The following is a 14,578-nucleotide window of genomic DNA, read 5'->3' as shown; positions in this document are numbered from 1 at the left end:
CGAAGGTGCCGACCGGCGCCGGCCCGAACGCCCCTGACGCTAGGAGAGCTCTGATGACAGTCCAGTCGGCCGACGCGGTGACCCAGGTCCTGGGGAAGATCACCGCCCGGTACATGAAGGTCGACCCCGAGACCCTGCTGCCCGGGACCAACCTGGTCCAGCGCGACCTCGGTTCGCTGGAGATCATGCGGATCGTCGGCCACCTGCGCAAGGCGGGGATCCGGGCCGAGGTCATGGAACTGGCGGCGAAGCCGACCCTGGAGGACTGGACGCGGCACCTGCTCGGCATCCTCCCGGCGGACGAGATCGTGACGAGGCTCGGATGAGCTCCGTACTCCCGGGCGACCTGTCCGGAAGCCTGCCGGCCCGGCCCTCTGCGCTCCTGGTCCGCGGCGGCTGCGTCTACACCGCCGACGCCGACCACGACGGCCGGATGCTGCCCGCCGGCTCGGTCCTGGTGGTGGGGGACACGGTCGCCGCCGTGGGCTCCGTCACCGAGGTGGACGCGGCGGTCGAAGCACTGCCCGCCGCGATCCGGGCGGGGCTGCGGACGATCGACGGCAGCCGCCACATGGTGCTGCCCGGCTTCGTCAACGCCCACTGGCACGAGATGTTCGCCATGCGGCTGCCGTTCAAGGGTGCGCTGCGCGACCCGCGCGACGTCACCGACGAGCCCGGCATCATGGCGCGGGGCGGCGACGCCCGGAAGATCTCCGTGCTGTTCGACGACTTCCAGAACCTCGCCGACGGCCTGACCCCGGACGAGGCCGAGGCCGTGGCCGCCTACTCCCTGTGGACCCAGCTGCGTTCGGGGACCACCGCGCTCGGCGACGTCGGCTCCTTCAACCGCCCGGAGGCGCTGGCCGCCGCCGCCCGCCGGATCGGCATCCGCGCCTCCGTCAGCTACTGGACGGGGGACTCGGTCTGCGCCCCCGGCGAGAGCCGCTACCGCCGCACCCGGGACACCGACGCCGTGCTGGCCCGCCTGGAGGGCCTGCTCACCGACTGCGCCCGGGACACCTCGGGACTGGTGCGGGCCCAGGTCAGCGCCTCCTACATCACCAATGTCAGCGACGAGCTCGGCGAGGGCCTGGGCAAGCTGGCCCTGGCCTACGACGTCCCGTTCGCCACCCATGTCGGCGCGCTGCGCGACGAGGTGGACGTCGTACGGGCCTACTACGGCTCCACCCCGGTGCGCCGGCTGGCCGAGCTGGGCCTGCTGACGGACCGGCTGATGGCGGTGCACTGCGCCTTCCTGGACGAGCACGAGCGCTCCCTGCTGCTCGCCGCGAAGGCCCACATCAGCCACTCCCCCGCCAAGTACGGTCCCACCGGCGAGTCCACGCTCACCGAGACCCGGGCCATCCCGGAACTACGCCGGGCCGGGCTCGACGTATCGCTGTCCACGGACGGCGGTTCCCTGCCGATCGGCGGGATGCCGGAGGCGATGCGCGCCGCCTGGCAGTCGCACACGGAGCTGTTCGCCGACAACACCGTGCTGGTCCCGACCGACGCGCTGGCGATGGCCACCCGGATCGCGGCCCGCGGGCTGCGGTGGGAGGGCATCGGCTCGCTGGCCGCCGGACAGCAGGCCGACATGGTGCTGGTGCCGGTCGACGACTGGCGCTACCTGCTCAATCCGCGGCCCCTGGAGGGGTTCTTGAACCTCGGCGGGTCCACGGACGTGGAGACCGTGATCGTGGCGGGCCGGGTGCTGGTCGAGGACGGGCGCAGCGTCCACCTCGACGAGGACCAGCTGCGCGACGACTACCTGGACGCCCTGGCCTCCTTCTCGACGCGGACGCTGGGCATCTCCGGCGAGGCCGTCGCGGGTGTGCTCGGGGCCTCGCGGCGCCGGGGAGGGACCGCATGAGCGAGTACGCGCACAAGACGGCCCTGGTCAGCGGGGCGGCCGGCGGGATCGGCGCGGCGGTGGCCGCGGCCCTGGCGGAGCAGGGCCGCGCGGTGGCCCTGCTGGACCGCGACGCCGCGGCGCTGGAGCCGCTGGCCAAGCGGCTGGCCGCGGAGGGCCACCGGGTCCTCGCCGTCCCCGCGGACGTCACCTCCCCCGAGGGGATCACCGCGGCGGTGGACCGTACCGAGGCCGTACTGGGCCCCGTGGACGAACTGGTCAACTGCGCCGGGGTGCTGCGGATGGGCGCGGTCCTCGACCTCTCCGACGAGGACTGGGACACCACCTTCGCGGTCAACGTCACCGGTGTCTTCCGGCTCTCCCGCACGGTCGGCCTGCGCATGGCGGCCCGCGGCAGCGGCTCGGTCGTCACGGTGGCCTCCAACGCGGCGGGCACCCCGCGGATGAACATGGCGGCGTACGCGGCGTCCAAGGCCGCGGCGACCATGCTCACCAAGTGCCTGGGGCTGGAGCTGGCCCGGTACGGGATCCGCTGCAACACGGTGGCGCCCGGCTCGACCGACACCCCCATGCTCAGCGGGATGTACGACCCGGCCGAGGTCGCCCGCAGCTCGATCGAGGGCCTCCCGGAGAACTTCCGCACCGGCATCCCGCTGCGGCGCATCGCCCAGCCCGAGGACATCGCCGACGCGGTGCTCTTCCTGTTCTCCGAGGGCGCCCGGCACATCACGATGCACGACCTCGTGGTCGACGGGGGCGCGACCCTCGGCGTCTGAACCCGGACGCCGCGAACCGCCCTCCGAACCCGCCGTCCCCACCCCGCCGTCCCCACCCCGCCGTCCCGACCCCACCCGCCGTCCCGACCCAGAAAGGAGATCGTCTTGGGCATCCCGGCGATCGCACCGTATTCCATGCCCTCCGGCGGTTCCCTGCCCGTGAACACCGCACGGTGGGACCTCGACCCCCGACGGGCCATGCTGCTCATCCACGACATGCAGGAGTTCTTCCTGCAGCCGTTCGGCTCCGGCCAGGAGCCGCTGACCGGCCTGATGGCCAACAGCGCCGCGCTGCGCGACGGGTGCGCCGAGCTGGGCATCCCGGTGGCCTACACGGCACAGCCCGGCGACATGACCGAGGCCGACCGCGGTCTGCTGAAGGACTTCTGGGGGCCCGGCATGACGGTGGCCCCCGCCGACCGGGCCATCACCGCGGCCCTGGCCCCGGCCGGCCAGGACACCGTGCTGACCAAGTGGCGGCCCAGCGCGTTCTTCCGTACGGACCTGCTCCAGCGGCTGCGCGCCGACGGGCGCGACCAGTTGATCGTCTGCGGCGTCTACGCCCACATCGGGATCCTGACCACCGCCAACGAGGCGTTCGCCCACGACATCCAGACCTTCGTGGTGGCCGACGCGGTGGCCGACTTCACTCCGGAGTTCCACCAGATGACGGTGGACTACGTGGCCACGCGCTGCGGCATGGCGGTGACCACGCACGACGTGCTGACCCAGCTGGCGGCCGCGCCCAAGCCGGAGCCGGTCCGTTGACCGGGTACGAGAGCCCGCTGCTGAGCCGGGTGCTGGCGGCCGGCGCACCGCCCTTCGCGCTGATCCACCGCCCGGAGTCCGGCCGCGACCAGGTCGAGCTGCTGGTCGGCGAGGTCACCGAGGTCCCGGACGCCGCGGGGCTGGACGGCCTGCCGCTCCCGGCGGCGGGCGCCCGCTCGCAGCACGAGCTGCTGGCCCTGCTGCCGTACCGGCAGATCCGCGAGCGCGGCTTCGAGTTCCCCGACGACGGTACGCCGTTGGTCGCCCTGGAGATCCACGACCAGGCGGTGGTGCCCCTGGAGGAGGTGCTGCGGCGCCTTCCCGCGCTGCCGCTGACCACCACGGGCGGCACCTTCGACATCGACGACGAGCAGTACGCGGCGCGGGCGGCCCGGGTGCTGGCCGAGGAGATCGGCCGGGGCGAGGGCGCCAACTTCGTCCTGCAGCGCTCCTACACGGCCACGGTGGAGAAGTGGAGCGCCGCCACGGCGCTGTCCTTCTTCCGCAGGATGCTGCTGGGCGAGCCGTCGGCGTACTGGACGTTCGTCGTGCACCTGGGCGAGCGCACGCTGATCGGCGCCACGCCGGAGCGCCACGTCAGCCTCTCGGGCGGCGCCGCGGTCATGAACCCGATCAGCGGCACGTACCGCTATCCCCCGTCGGGCCCCACCGTGAACGGGCTGCTCGGCTTCCTGGCCGATTCCAAGGAGGCCGACGAGCTGTACATGGTCCTAGACGAGGAACTGAAGATGATGGGCCGGGTGTGCTCCGAGGGCGGGCGGGTGGTGGGCCCGTACCTCAAGGAGATGTCCCGCCTGGCCCACACGGAGTACCTGATCGAGGGCACGACCGACCTGGACGTCGTGGACGTGCTGCGCGAGACGATGTTCGCGCCGACCGTGGTGGGCAGTCCGCTGGAGAGCGCCTGCAAGGTGGTCAAGCGGTACGAGCCCGAGGGCCGCGGGTACTACAGCGGCGTCGCCGCGCTGATCGGCCGGGACGCGGCCGGCGAGCGCACCCTGGACTCCGCGATCATGATCCGTACCGCGGACGTGGACCGCTCGGGCGGACTGCGGCTCTCGGTGGGCGCGACGCTCGTACGGGACTCCTCGCCGGAGTCCGAGGTCGCGGAGACCCGGGCGAAGGCTGCGGGTCTGCTGTCGGCGCTGGACGGGGCGCCGCCGCCGGCCGCGACGGCCCCGTCCTTCGCCGGTCATCCCGAGATCCGCCGGGCCCTGGAGTCGCGCAACGCCCCGCTCGGCCAGTTCTGGCTGCTCGACCCGCGCTCGCGGGCCGAACCCCGGCGCCACCTGGAGGGCCTGCGGGTCCTCGTGCTGGACGCGGAGGACACCTTCACCGCCATGGCGCAGCACCAGCTGAACGCGCTGGGCCTGAGCGTGTCGATCCGCCGCTACGACGAGGTGTCGGACCTGACCGCCCACGACCTGGTCATCGTGGGGCCGGGTCCCGGCGACCCGCGCGACACGGACCACCCCAAGATCGCCGCGATGCGCTCGGCCACCGAGACCCTGCTGCGCAGCGGTACCCCGTTCGTGTCGGTGTGCCTGGGCCACCAGGTGCTGAGCACCGTCCTCGGCCTCCAGGTGCACCGCCGCCCGGTCCCCAACCAGGGCGTCCAACAGAAGATCGACTTCTTCGGCCGGCCCGAACTGGTCGGTTTCTACAACACGTTCGCCGCCCGTTCCCGGACCGCCTCGTTCCCCTGCCCGGTCCGCCCCGGCACGGTCGAGACCTGCCGCGACGGACTCACGGGCGAGGTCCACGCCATGACGGGCCCGGGATTCGCCTCGGTCCAGTTCCACCCGGCGTCGGTACTGACCCAGAACGCCACGGCCATCCTCGCCGACCTGCTCGACGCCGCCCTCACCGACTGATTCAGAGATGGGAGAACCCCCATGTCCTCGGTAGCCACCCCGGACATCACCCGCCAGGACCACCAGGTGGTCGAGCTGGACGCCACCATCATCGACCTGATCCGTCGGCGCACGGAGCTCGTGACGGAACTCCAGCGCGCCAAGAGCCAGGTCGGCCTGCCGCGGACCCAGCTGGTGCAGGAGACCGAGATGCTGAACAAGTACCGCTCGGCCCTCGGTACCCAGGGCACGACCCTGGCCCTGCTCCTGCTGAAACTGGGCAACAAGCCGGAGCTCCTGCCCCAGGCCTGGTAGGACCGCGGCCCGGTCCCCTCCGGCTCGAAAACTGACGCGAAAGCACCCTCCCGGGTCCCGGGAGGGTGCTTTCGTCGTTCCGGGCACGCTCATTCGAATAGCCCGGTTCAGATCGGTTCGGGCGAGTTGTCACTTGACGAGAACTCAATACCACCTCGAGATCGCGACGCATATCTCCAGGAGGGCCCGCCTTGGGTTGCAACGTCCTTCACGACCGGCCTAGTGTGCTGAATAAGGGCGTAGGCAGGGTGCAGGAGAAATCCATATTCGGATTTCGCGCCGGCGGGGTTTGCGACATGCCTTGCAATTTCACTCCAGTGGATTAAAAGCGATTCTCCGTTTCTCCTGACCGCATCTGGCCCGCGCAAGGAAGCGCACGGCCGCTGCTTCCGAGCCCTCGCCCATCTGGACACACTGAACCGGGCTCTCCGGATTCAGTAATAGGGAGGATCAACGTGCTCGTTGTGACGGCGCCAGAAGCCCAGCAGTGGCTTATCGAGAAGATCGCCCACAAGCTCGGGGTGGAGCAGAGCGAAGTATCACCGGAACTGTATTTCGATGAGCTCGATCTCGACTCCACCGAGGCTCTGATTCTCGCCGGAGAAATGGAGAACTGGCTCGGGTTCGAACTCGGCACCACCACCCTGTGGTACCACCCGACCATCAAGGACCTCGCCGCCTTCATCGCGGAGGAGTCCGCGACCCGAGCCAAGGAACAGCATGCGGCTGCGTCCTGACCGGACTCCTACGGTCGTGCGCCGTCTTCGCGTCGCCACCGGCGGCGCGAACACGGTGTACGTGGTGCACCCGGGGGCACTGGACGCCGCCGTGCACCAGACCCTCGCCGAGACGCTGCCCGACGGCGCGGGACTCACCGTGCTCGACCTGTCCGCCCTCCCCGAGTACTGGCAGGCGGCACTGACCGGCGGTCACGCCGCCACCACCGTCGAGGAACTGGCCGGGCGGCTCGCCGCGGAGCTGACGTCCGCCCTCGACGACAGCCCGTACTCCCTCGCCGGCTGGTCCTTCGGCGGGGTCATCGCCCAGTCCCTGGTCGAGCAGCTCCCGGCCGACCGGCGCCCGCGCAGCCTCGTACTGCTGGACAGCATCGCCCCGACCGACGTGTACAAGCCGTCCGACGACGAGCTGGACCCCACCCTGCTCCTCGGCTGGTTCGCGCTGTACCTCGGGGCGAAGCGCGGCTGTCCGGTGACCCCGGACGCGGAGCGGCTCGCTGGCGCGAGCGTCGAGGACGGCCTGCAGGTCGTTCTGGAAGCCGCCGTCGCCGGCGGGGCCCTGAAGGCGGACACCCCCATCTTCGGGCTGCGCAAGCTCTACGACACCTACGTGGACGGACTGCTGCGCAACAACCGGCTGACCGCCCCGTACCAGGCCGCACCGTCAAGCGTGCCGCTGGTCCTGGTCACCGCCGAGGGCAGCCTCATCCCGGACGACCCCACGCTCGGCTGGGAGCCGCTGGCACCCCTGGGGCTCACCACCCACCGGAGCCCCGGCGACCACTACACCATGCTCAGCCGCCCGGACGCAGCCGCCGTAATCGCACAGCTGGTGCACGCCACATAAGCCCGCTCCTGGCAGGCCCCTTCTCCACGATGACCGGCGGACCCCGGCACACAGTGCCGATCGCCCCGAGACCCTGAGAGCTCTGTCGTGAACACTCCGCAGCCCGTCAAGCCACCGTCTGACAGCCACCTTGACCGCCGGCTCGCCAACAACCCGATCGCCATCGTCGGTCTCTCCGCGCTGTACCCCAAGTCGCCCAACCTCCGTGATTTCTGGGCCAACGTGGTCTCGGCGGCCGACTGCATCGAGGACGTGCCGGACACCCACTGGGACGTGTCCGAGCACTACGACCCGGACCCGTCGGTGCCCGACAAGACGTACTCCACGCGCGGCGGCTTCATTCCCGACGTGCCGTTCAACCCCCTGGAGTTCGGCCTGCCCCCGAACACCCTGGAGGTCACCGACGTCCTCCAGCTCCTCAGCCTCGTCGTCGCGCGCGACCTGCTCAAGGACGCCGGCGCCGACAAACCCTGGTACGACGCCTCCCGCACCGGTGTCGTCCTCGGCATCACCGGCGCCAACCAGCTGACCCAGCCGCTGACCGCGCGCCTGCAGACCCCGGTCATCAAGGAGGTCGTCCGCAGCTGCGGGCTCTCCGAGAAGGACGCCGAGGAGATAGCCGCCAAGTTCGTCCTCAAGTACGCGCCGTGGGAGGAGAACTCCTTCCCGGGCATGCTCGGCAACGTCGTCGCCGGCCGCGTCGCCAACCGGCTCGACCTCGGCGGCATGAACATGACCGTCGACGCCGCCTGCGCCAGCTCCCTGGGCGCGATCCGCGCGGCCGTCAGCGAGCTGCTCGAAGGCCGTTCCGACACGATGCTGGTGGGCGGCTGCGACGCCGAGAACACCATCTTCATGTACCTCTGCTTCAGCAAGACCCCGGCGCTGTCCAAGTCCGGCAACATCCGGCCGTTCGACAAGGGCGCCGACGGCACGCTGATCGGCGAGGGCATCGGCATGCTCGCCCTGCGCCGCCTCTCCGACGCCGAGCGCGACGGCAACCGCATCTACGCGGTGCTGCGCGGCCTGGGCACCTCCAGCGACGGCCGGTTCAAGTCCATCTACGCTCCGCGCGCCGAAGGCCAGATGGTCGCCCTACGCCGCGCGTACGAGGACGCCGACTGCTCGCCCGCGAGCATCGAGCTCTTCGAGGCCCACGGCACCGGTACCGCCGTCGGCGACGCCACCGAGATCACCGCGCTCACCGCCGTGGTCTCCGAGGCCTCCGACGACCTCGGCTACGCGGCCGTCGGCAGTGTGAAGTCCCAGATCGGCCACACCAAGGCCGCGGCCGGCGCGGCCGGCATGATCAAGCTGGCGCTCGCGCTGCACCACAAGGTGCTGCCGCCCACCATCAACGTGGAGACGCCCAACGCGGCTCTGGCGCCCGGCGCCGGCCCGCTGTACGTCAACTCCGAGGCGCGTCCGTGGATCCGCCACCCGGAGCGTCCCAAGCGCCGCGCCGCCATTTCCTCGTTCGGCTTCGGCGGCACCAACTTCCACTTCGTCCTGGAAGAGCACGGTGACGGTGACGACGTGCAGGTCACCCACACCGTCGCCAAGGTCCACCTGTGGCACGCGCAGGACACCGCCGCCCTGACCAAGGCCCTCGCCGACGGTGCCCCCGCGACCGGCGGCCCCGTCCCCGAGGGCAGCGCCCGCGTCGCGCTCGTCGCCCGCGGCGGCGAAGAGCTCGCCGCGCTGCGCGAGATCGCGCTCGGCCAGCTGCGCGCCCGCCCCTCCGAGGACTCCTGGTCGCACCCCAAGGGCATCTACTTCCGCCGTCGCGCGGCAGCGCCCGGCAAGGTCGGGGCGCTCTTCTCCGGCCAGGGCAGCCAGTACGTCAACCCCGGCAAGTCGGCCGTCATGGCGCTGCCCGCGCTGCGCTCCGCCTTCGACCGCGCCAACCAGCACTTCGAGGGCGCCCAGGCACTGTCCGCGATCGCCTTCCCGCCGCCGGCGTTCGACCAGGCCGGCCGTACGGCGCAGGAGACCGCACTGCGGGCGACCGCGTACGCCCAGCCCGCCATCGGCGCGCTGTCGGCGGGTCAGTTCCGCTACCTGTCCGACCTCGGCTTCGCCGCCGAGGGCTTCCTCGGCCACAGCTTCGGTGAGCTGACGGCCCTGTGGGCGGCCGGCTCGCTCGACGACGACGCGTTCTTCGCCCTCGCCCGTGCCCGCGGCAACGCAATGGCACCGCCGGCCGAGGAGGGATTCGAGGCCGGTGCGATGGCCGCGGTGTCCGCCCCGGAGGAGCGGGTGGCCGAGCTGCTCGCCGCCCGCGACGGGGTCGTCGTCTGCAACCGCAACGCCCCGGACCAGATCGTGGTCGGAGGCGCCACCGCCGAGGTGGAGCTGCTGATCACGGCGGCGAAGGAAGCGGGTCTGCGGGCCAGCCTCCTGCCGGTGTCCGCCGCGTTCCACACCCCGTTCGTCGGCCACGCCGTCGAGGCGTTCCGCGGCAGCGTGGACGCGGTCGAGGTGCGCCGGCCCAGCGGTCCGGTATTCGCCAACACCCGTGGTGCGGTGTACGGGGACGACGTCGCCGCCAACCGCAGGATCCTCACCGAGCAGCTCATCAACCCGGTGGACTTCGCCGCCCGCGTGGAGGAGATGTACGCGGCCGGGTTCCGGGTCTTCGTGGAGTTCGGCCCCAAGGACGTGCTGACCAAGCTCGTCGGCCGGATCCTCGGCGACCGGGAGCACACCGTGGTCGCGCTGGACGCCGGTGCCGGCAAGGACGCGGACGCCGCGCTGAAGCAGGGCGTGGCCCAGCTCTCGGTGCTCGGTCTACAGCTCGCCTCCACGGACCGCTACACGGTGGCCGAGGAGGAGGCCGCGCCCGCGAAGAAGGGCATGTCGATCCTGCTCAACGGCATCAACTACGTGTCCCCCGAGCGCAAGGCCGCGTACGACAACGCGCTGGAGAACGGGTACCGCATCGCTCTCCCGACCCTGCCGGCGCCCGTCGCCGCGAGACCGGTTCCGTCCGTCGCACCCGCCCCGGTGGCTCCGGCCGCTCCCGCGCCAGTTGCTCCGGCCGCTCCCAAGCCGGCTCCGGTTCCGGTGGCGGCGGTGGCCCGGGTCTCCGCGCCCGTCGCGGCCGGGACGGCCCTCGCCGTCAAGACCGCTCCGGCCCCGGCCCCCGTCGCGGCTTCGGCGGCTCCCGTCCCAGCCCCCGTCCCAGCTCCCGCCGTCATGGAGACAGCCCACGTGGACAATGACCGCCTGGCCGATCTTGTGGCCGACCACCTTTCCCTGCACGACGATTACCTGAGCGGCCAGTTGCAGAGCGCCGAGCGCCTCGCCGGTCTGCTGGAGCGCGCCGCCGACCAGGGGCAGCTTCCCGAGGTGCTCGACGCGGTCAACGCCGTCAAGGAGCACGGCCTCGACATCGGCCGCAGCCACCTGCGGGCCAACGAGATCCTGCGGGACCTGGCCGGTCTGGAACTGGGTTCGGCCCCGGCCTCCGCCCAGCGGACCACGCTGTCCCGGACCACCTCGGCCCCGCGCCAGGCGGTTGCCCCCGTGCGGGCCCCGGCCGCGCTGCAGGCGGCTCCGGCCGCTCCGGCGCCGCAGGCCCTCGCCCCGGCACCGGCCCCGGCTCCCGCGCCCGCCCCGGCCCTGGTCTCGGCGTCCGTCGCGGCCCCGGCCGCCGCTCAGGCACCGACGGCCCAGGCGCCGACCGCGCTGGCCCCGGCTCCGGTTCGCCCGGCTCCGGCACCGGCTCCCGCGGCCCCCGCGCCGCAGCCGGTGGCTCCCGCGGCCCCCACCGCCCCCTCGGGTGCGGACGTGGAAGCGGTGCTGCTGGAGGTCGTGAGCGAGAAGACCGGCTACCCCGCCGACATGCTCGAACTCGACATGGACATCGAAGCCGACCTCGGCATCGACTCCATCAAGCGCGTCGAAATCATGGGCGTCCTCCAGGAACGCGCCAACGCCACCGTCTCGGCAGGCCCCGAGCAGCTCGCCGAGCTGCGCACCCTGCGCGACATCGTGGAGATCCTGGCCGGCGCCGACGCCGGTGCGGGCTCGGTCGCCGTCGCCGCTCCCGTCGCGGCCCCCGCTGCCGGTCCGGATGCCGCAGGCGTCCAGGCCGTCCTGCTGGAGGTCGTGAGCGAGAAGACCGGCTACCCCGCCGACATGCTCGAACTCGACATGGACATCGAAGCCGACCTCGGCATCGACTCCATCAAGCGCGTCGAAATCATGGGCGTCCTCCAGGAACGCGCCAACGCCACCGTCTCGGCAGGCCCCGAGCAGCTCGCGGAACTGCGCACCCTGCGCGACATCGTGGAGATCATCGCCGGCTCCGGTGCGAGCTCCGCTCCCGCCGCTGCCGCCGCCCCCGCCGCTGCCGCCTCGGCCGGTCCGGACGCCGCGAGCGTCCAGGCCGTGCTCCTGGAGGTCGTGAGCGAGAAGACCGGCTACCCCGCCGACATGCTCGAACTCGACATGGACATCGAAGCCGACCTCGGCATCGACTCCATCAAGCGCGTCGAAATCATGGGCGTCCTCCAAGAGCGCGCCAACGCCACCGTCACCGCGGGCCCCGAGCAGCTCGCCGAGCTGCGCACCCTGCGCGACATCATCGAGCTCATCGCCGGCGCCGACGCCGGTGCGGGCTCCGCCGCCGCCTCCGCCGCTCCCGCGGCTCCCGTCGCGGCAGTCGCTACCGGTCCGGACGCCGCGAGCGTCCAGGCCGTGCTCCTGGAGGTCGTGAGCGAGAAGACCGGCTACCCCGCCGACATGCTCGAACTCGACATGGACATCGAAGCCGACCTCGGCATCGACTCCATCAAGCGCGTCGAAATCATGGGCGTCCTCCAAGAGCGCGCGAACGCCACCGTCACCGCGGGCCCCGAGCAGCTCGCCGAGCTGCGCACCCTGCGCGACATCATCGAGCTCATCGCCGGCGCCTCCGAGCCCGCAGCACCCGCTGCGCAGGCCGCCGCCGCCCCCGCGGCGGTCAAGCCGAAGGCCGGCATCGGCCGGGCGCAGGCCGCCCTGGTCACCCTCGCCACCCCCGACCTCCTGGTCGGCGCGTACGAGCAGGGCACGGGCGCCCTCATCGTGGACGACGGATCCGAGCTGGCTCCCGCCCTCGTCGGCCGTCTCACCGCCTCCGGCTGGCGCGTGCACGTGCTGCGTCTGCCCGGTGTCGCCGAGCGGATCACCGGCGTCACGAACCACGCCCTCACCTCCTGGGGCGTGACCGAACTGGCCGAGCGGGCGGACGAGATCCTGGCCGACCGGGTCAGCCTCGTCGTCGACCTCTCCACGGCGCACTACGGCGACTGGTCCGAAGGCGTCCGCCGCCTGGCGCACACCCTGCTCGTCGCCAAGCACGCGGTGGAGCCGCTGGGCACCGCCGCCGCCACCGGCCGCGCCACGTTCCTCACCGCCACCCGGCTCGACGGCCGCTTCGGCCTCGGCGGAGTGACCGAGGAGCTGGCCCCCGCCGGCGGTGTCGCCGGTCTGGTCAAGACCCTGGCCGTGGAGGCGCCGACGGTGTTCTGCCGCGCCGTCGACCTGGCCCCCGAGCTCGACGCCGAGAGCGCCGCGGCCCTCGTCCTCGACGAGGCGTACGACGCCGCCACCGACACCGTGCAGGTCGGCCACGACGGCACGCAGCGCGTCGGCCTGACCCTCGCCGAGCAGCCGCTGACGGCTTCGGGCGCCGAGGTCGCGCAGCTCACCTCCGACGACCTGCTGGTGGTCACCGGCGGCGGCCGCGGCATCACGGCGGCCTGTGTCATCGAGCTCGCCCAGCAGTACCGGACGGGCCTGCTGCTCCTGGGCCGTACCCCGCTGGGCGAGGAGCCCGAGTGGGCTCGCGGCATCCAGGACGCGGCCCTGAAGGGCGCGGCCGCCGTGCACCTGAAGGCCACGGGTGAGAAGCCGACGCCCAAGCGCGTCGAGCAGCTCAGCCAGTCCGTGGTGGGCGCCCGCGAGATCCGCGGCACCCTCGAGCAGGTGCGCGCCGCCGGCAGCCAGGTCGAGTACCTGGCGGCGGACATCACCGACGCCGCGGCCACCGCGGCCGCCCTGGCCCCGTACCGGGAGCGCATCACCGGTCTGGTGCACGGCGCCGGTGTGCTGGCCGACCAGTTCATCGCCAACAAGAAGGCGTCCGAGATCGAGCGGGTCTTCGCGCCCAAGCTCGCCGGACTGCGCGCGGTGACCGCCGCGCTGCCCGCCGAGGCCCTGCGCCACGTCGTGCTCTTCTCCTCGGTCGCCGGATTCTTCGGCAACCAGGGCCAGTCGGACTACGCGATGGCCAACGAGGTGCTCAACGCCTGGGCGTCCTCGTGGAAGCGGAGCCACCCGGCCGCGCACGTCACCTCCCTCAACTGGGGTGCCTGGGACAGCGGCATGGTCTCCCCGCAGGTCAAGGCGATCTTCGAGGAGCGCGGCATCGTCCTGATCCCGGTGGACACCGGGGCCAAGCTCTTCGCGGAGCAGTTCGCCGCCGACCGCTCGGACGACGTCGTGACGGTGCTCGGCCCGACGACCCCGCTGTCGGAGCCGGAGCGGACCTCCAGCGACGCGCCGGTCACCGTGCGGCGCTCCCTGGCCGCACTGGCGGGCGACCCGCTGGTGACGGACCACGTGATCGGCGAGTCGGCGGTGCTGCCGGCGGCAGCCGCCATCGGCTGGGCGATCGGCGCGGTGGAGCGCACCACCGGTTCCGAGGTGCGCCAGGTGCGTGACTTCACGGTCCAGAAGGGCATCGTCTTCGACGGCAGCCAGCCGCAGGAGATCAGCCTGACGCTGACGCCGGCCGGGGACACCCTGAAGGCGGCCATCCGCTCGACCGACGCCCAGGGCGCCGTACGACCGCACTACGGGGTCGCGGTCGCCACGGACACCGAGCCCGCCGAGGCCGTCGTCGCCGGACTTCCGGCGACGGGCACCGGTCGGGACGCCGCGGAGTTCTACACGGACGGCACGCTCTTCCACGGCCCGTCCCTGCGCGGTGTCCGCCGGGTGCTGGCCGAGACGGAGTCCCGGCTGGTCCTGGAGGCGTCGCTGGCCGAACACCGGCCCGACGGAGGCGCCTTCGGCGGCTCCCGCTACGCACCGGGCACCGCCGACCTGCTGCTCCAGGCGGCCCTGGTCTGGGTGAAGCTGTTCCGCGGCACCGCCGGACTGCCCCTGTCGGTGGGCCGGGCCGATCTGCACCACCCGCTGCCCGACGGCGAGCCCTTCCTGATCGTCGTCGAGCCCGCGGCCGCCGGAGGCGGTTCGAGTGCCTCCCTCACGGTCACCGCGACGTCGACCGACGGACGGGTCCTGACCCGCTTCGACGGTGTCTCCGTGGTCTCGGCTCCCCAGCTGGCGGCCAAGTTCGCCGGCCAGCACGGACTCAGCGGCTGATTCCGCTT

9 protein-coding genes are annotated in these 14,578 nt (G+C 72.3%); all 9 read left to right on the top strand.

Annotation, left to right across the window (positions count from 1 at the left end):
• Positions 1-53: 53 nt before the first annotated feature.
• The 9 genes from AC3IYJ_RS41600 (at position 54) to AC3IYJ_RS41560 (ending at position 14,570) form a co-directional block, all read left to right on the top strand.
• Positions 54-326 (top strand): phosphopantetheine-binding protein, encoded by a 273-nt coding sequence (locus AC3IYJ_RS41600; RefSeq protein ID WP_489403405.1) that lies wholly within the window; start codon positions 54-56, stop codon positions 324-326.
• Positions 323-1,873, top strand: a complete 1,551-nt coding sequence (locus AC3IYJ_RS41595) for an amidohydrolase family protein (protein WP_489403404.1) — start codon at positions 323-325, stop codon at positions 1,871-1,873. The genes AC3IYJ_RS41600 and AC3IYJ_RS41595 overlap by 4 nt, the downstream gene beginning before the upstream one ends.
• Positions 1,870-2,649: a 2,3-dihydro-2,3-dihydroxybenzoate dehydrogenase gene (locus tag AC3IYJ_RS41590; protein ID WP_489403403.1), complete on the top strand. Its 780-nt coding sequence runs from the start codon at positions 1,870-1,872 to the stop codon at positions 2,647-2,649. Before AC3IYJ_RS41595 ends, AC3IYJ_RS41590 begins: the two co-directional genes overlap by 4 nt.
• A gap of 105 nt (positions 2,650-2,754) precedes the next feature.
• Positions 2,755-3,417: an isochorismatase family protein gene (locus AC3IYJ_RS41585; protein WP_489403402.1), complete on the top strand. Its 663-nt coding sequence runs from the start codon at positions 2,755-2,757 to the stop codon at positions 3,415-3,417.
• A complete protein-coding gene (locus tag AC3IYJ_RS41580; RefSeq protein ID WP_489403401.1) occupies positions 3,414-5,312 on the top strand; it encodes an anthranilate synthase family protein in 1,899 nt (632 codons plus the stop codon). The genes AC3IYJ_RS41585 and AC3IYJ_RS41580 overlap by 4 nt, the downstream gene beginning before the upstream one ends.
• Positions 5,313-5,333: 21 nt before the next feature.
• The gene (locus AC3IYJ_RS41575; RefSeq protein WP_489403400.1) at positions 5,334-5,606 is read left to right on the top strand and encodes a chorismate mutase; all 273 of its coding nucleotides are present in this window, start codon (positions 5,334-5,336) and stop codon (positions 5,604-5,606) included.
• Between the two features lie 455 nt (positions 5,607-6,061).
• Positions 6,062-6,343: an acyl carrier protein gene (locus AC3IYJ_RS41570; protein WP_330301464.1), complete on the top strand. Its 282-nt coding sequence runs from the start codon at positions 6,062-6,064 to the stop codon at positions 6,341-6,343.
• Positions 6,327-7,190 carry a thioesterase domain-containing protein gene (locus AC3IYJ_RS41565; RefSeq protein ID WP_489403399.1) on the top strand — a complete coding sequence of 288 codons (864 nt, stop codon included), beginning with the start codon at positions 6,327-6,329 and terminating at the stop codon, positions 7,188-7,190. Before AC3IYJ_RS41570 ends, AC3IYJ_RS41565 begins: the two co-directional genes overlap by 17 nt.
• 87 nt (positions 7,191-7,277) lie before the next feature.
• Positions 7,278-14,570, top strand: a complete 7,293-nt coding sequence (locus AC3IYJ_RS41560; protein ID WP_489403398.1) for an SDR family NAD(P)-dependent oxidoreductase — start codon at positions 7,278-7,280, stop codon at positions 14,568-14,570.
• The last annotated feature ends 8 nt before the right edge of the window (positions 14,571-14,578 follow it).

The organism is Streptomyces sp. GL_140, assembly GCF_057834465.1.
The sequence above is the reverse complement of the archived record's forward strand: the minus strand, read 5'-3'. Positions and strand labels throughout refer to the sequence as shown.

Bases quoted from the DNA above. Each gene is read 5' to 3' on its own strand.
- AC3IYJ_RS41600 (WP_489403405.1), top strand. From the start codon at position 54: ATGACAGTCCAGTCGGCCGACGCGGTGACCCAGGTCCTGGGGAAGATC.
- AC3IYJ_RS41575 (WP_489403400.1), top strand. From the start codon at position 5,334: ATGTCCTCGGTAGCCACCCCGGACATCACCCGCCAGGACCACCAGGTG.
- AC3IYJ_RS41565 (WP_489403399.1), top strand. From the start codon at position 6,327: ATGCGGCTGCGTCCTGACCGGACTCCTACGGTCGTGCGCCGTCTTCGC.
- AC3IYJ_RS41590 (WP_489403403.1), top strand. From the start codon at position 1,870: ATGAGCGAGTACGCGCACAAGACGGCCCTGGTCAGCGGGGCGGCCGGC.
- AC3IYJ_RS41595 (WP_489403404.1), top strand. From the start codon at position 323: ATGAGCTCCGTACTCCCGGGCGACCTGTCCGGAAGCCTGCCGGCCCGG.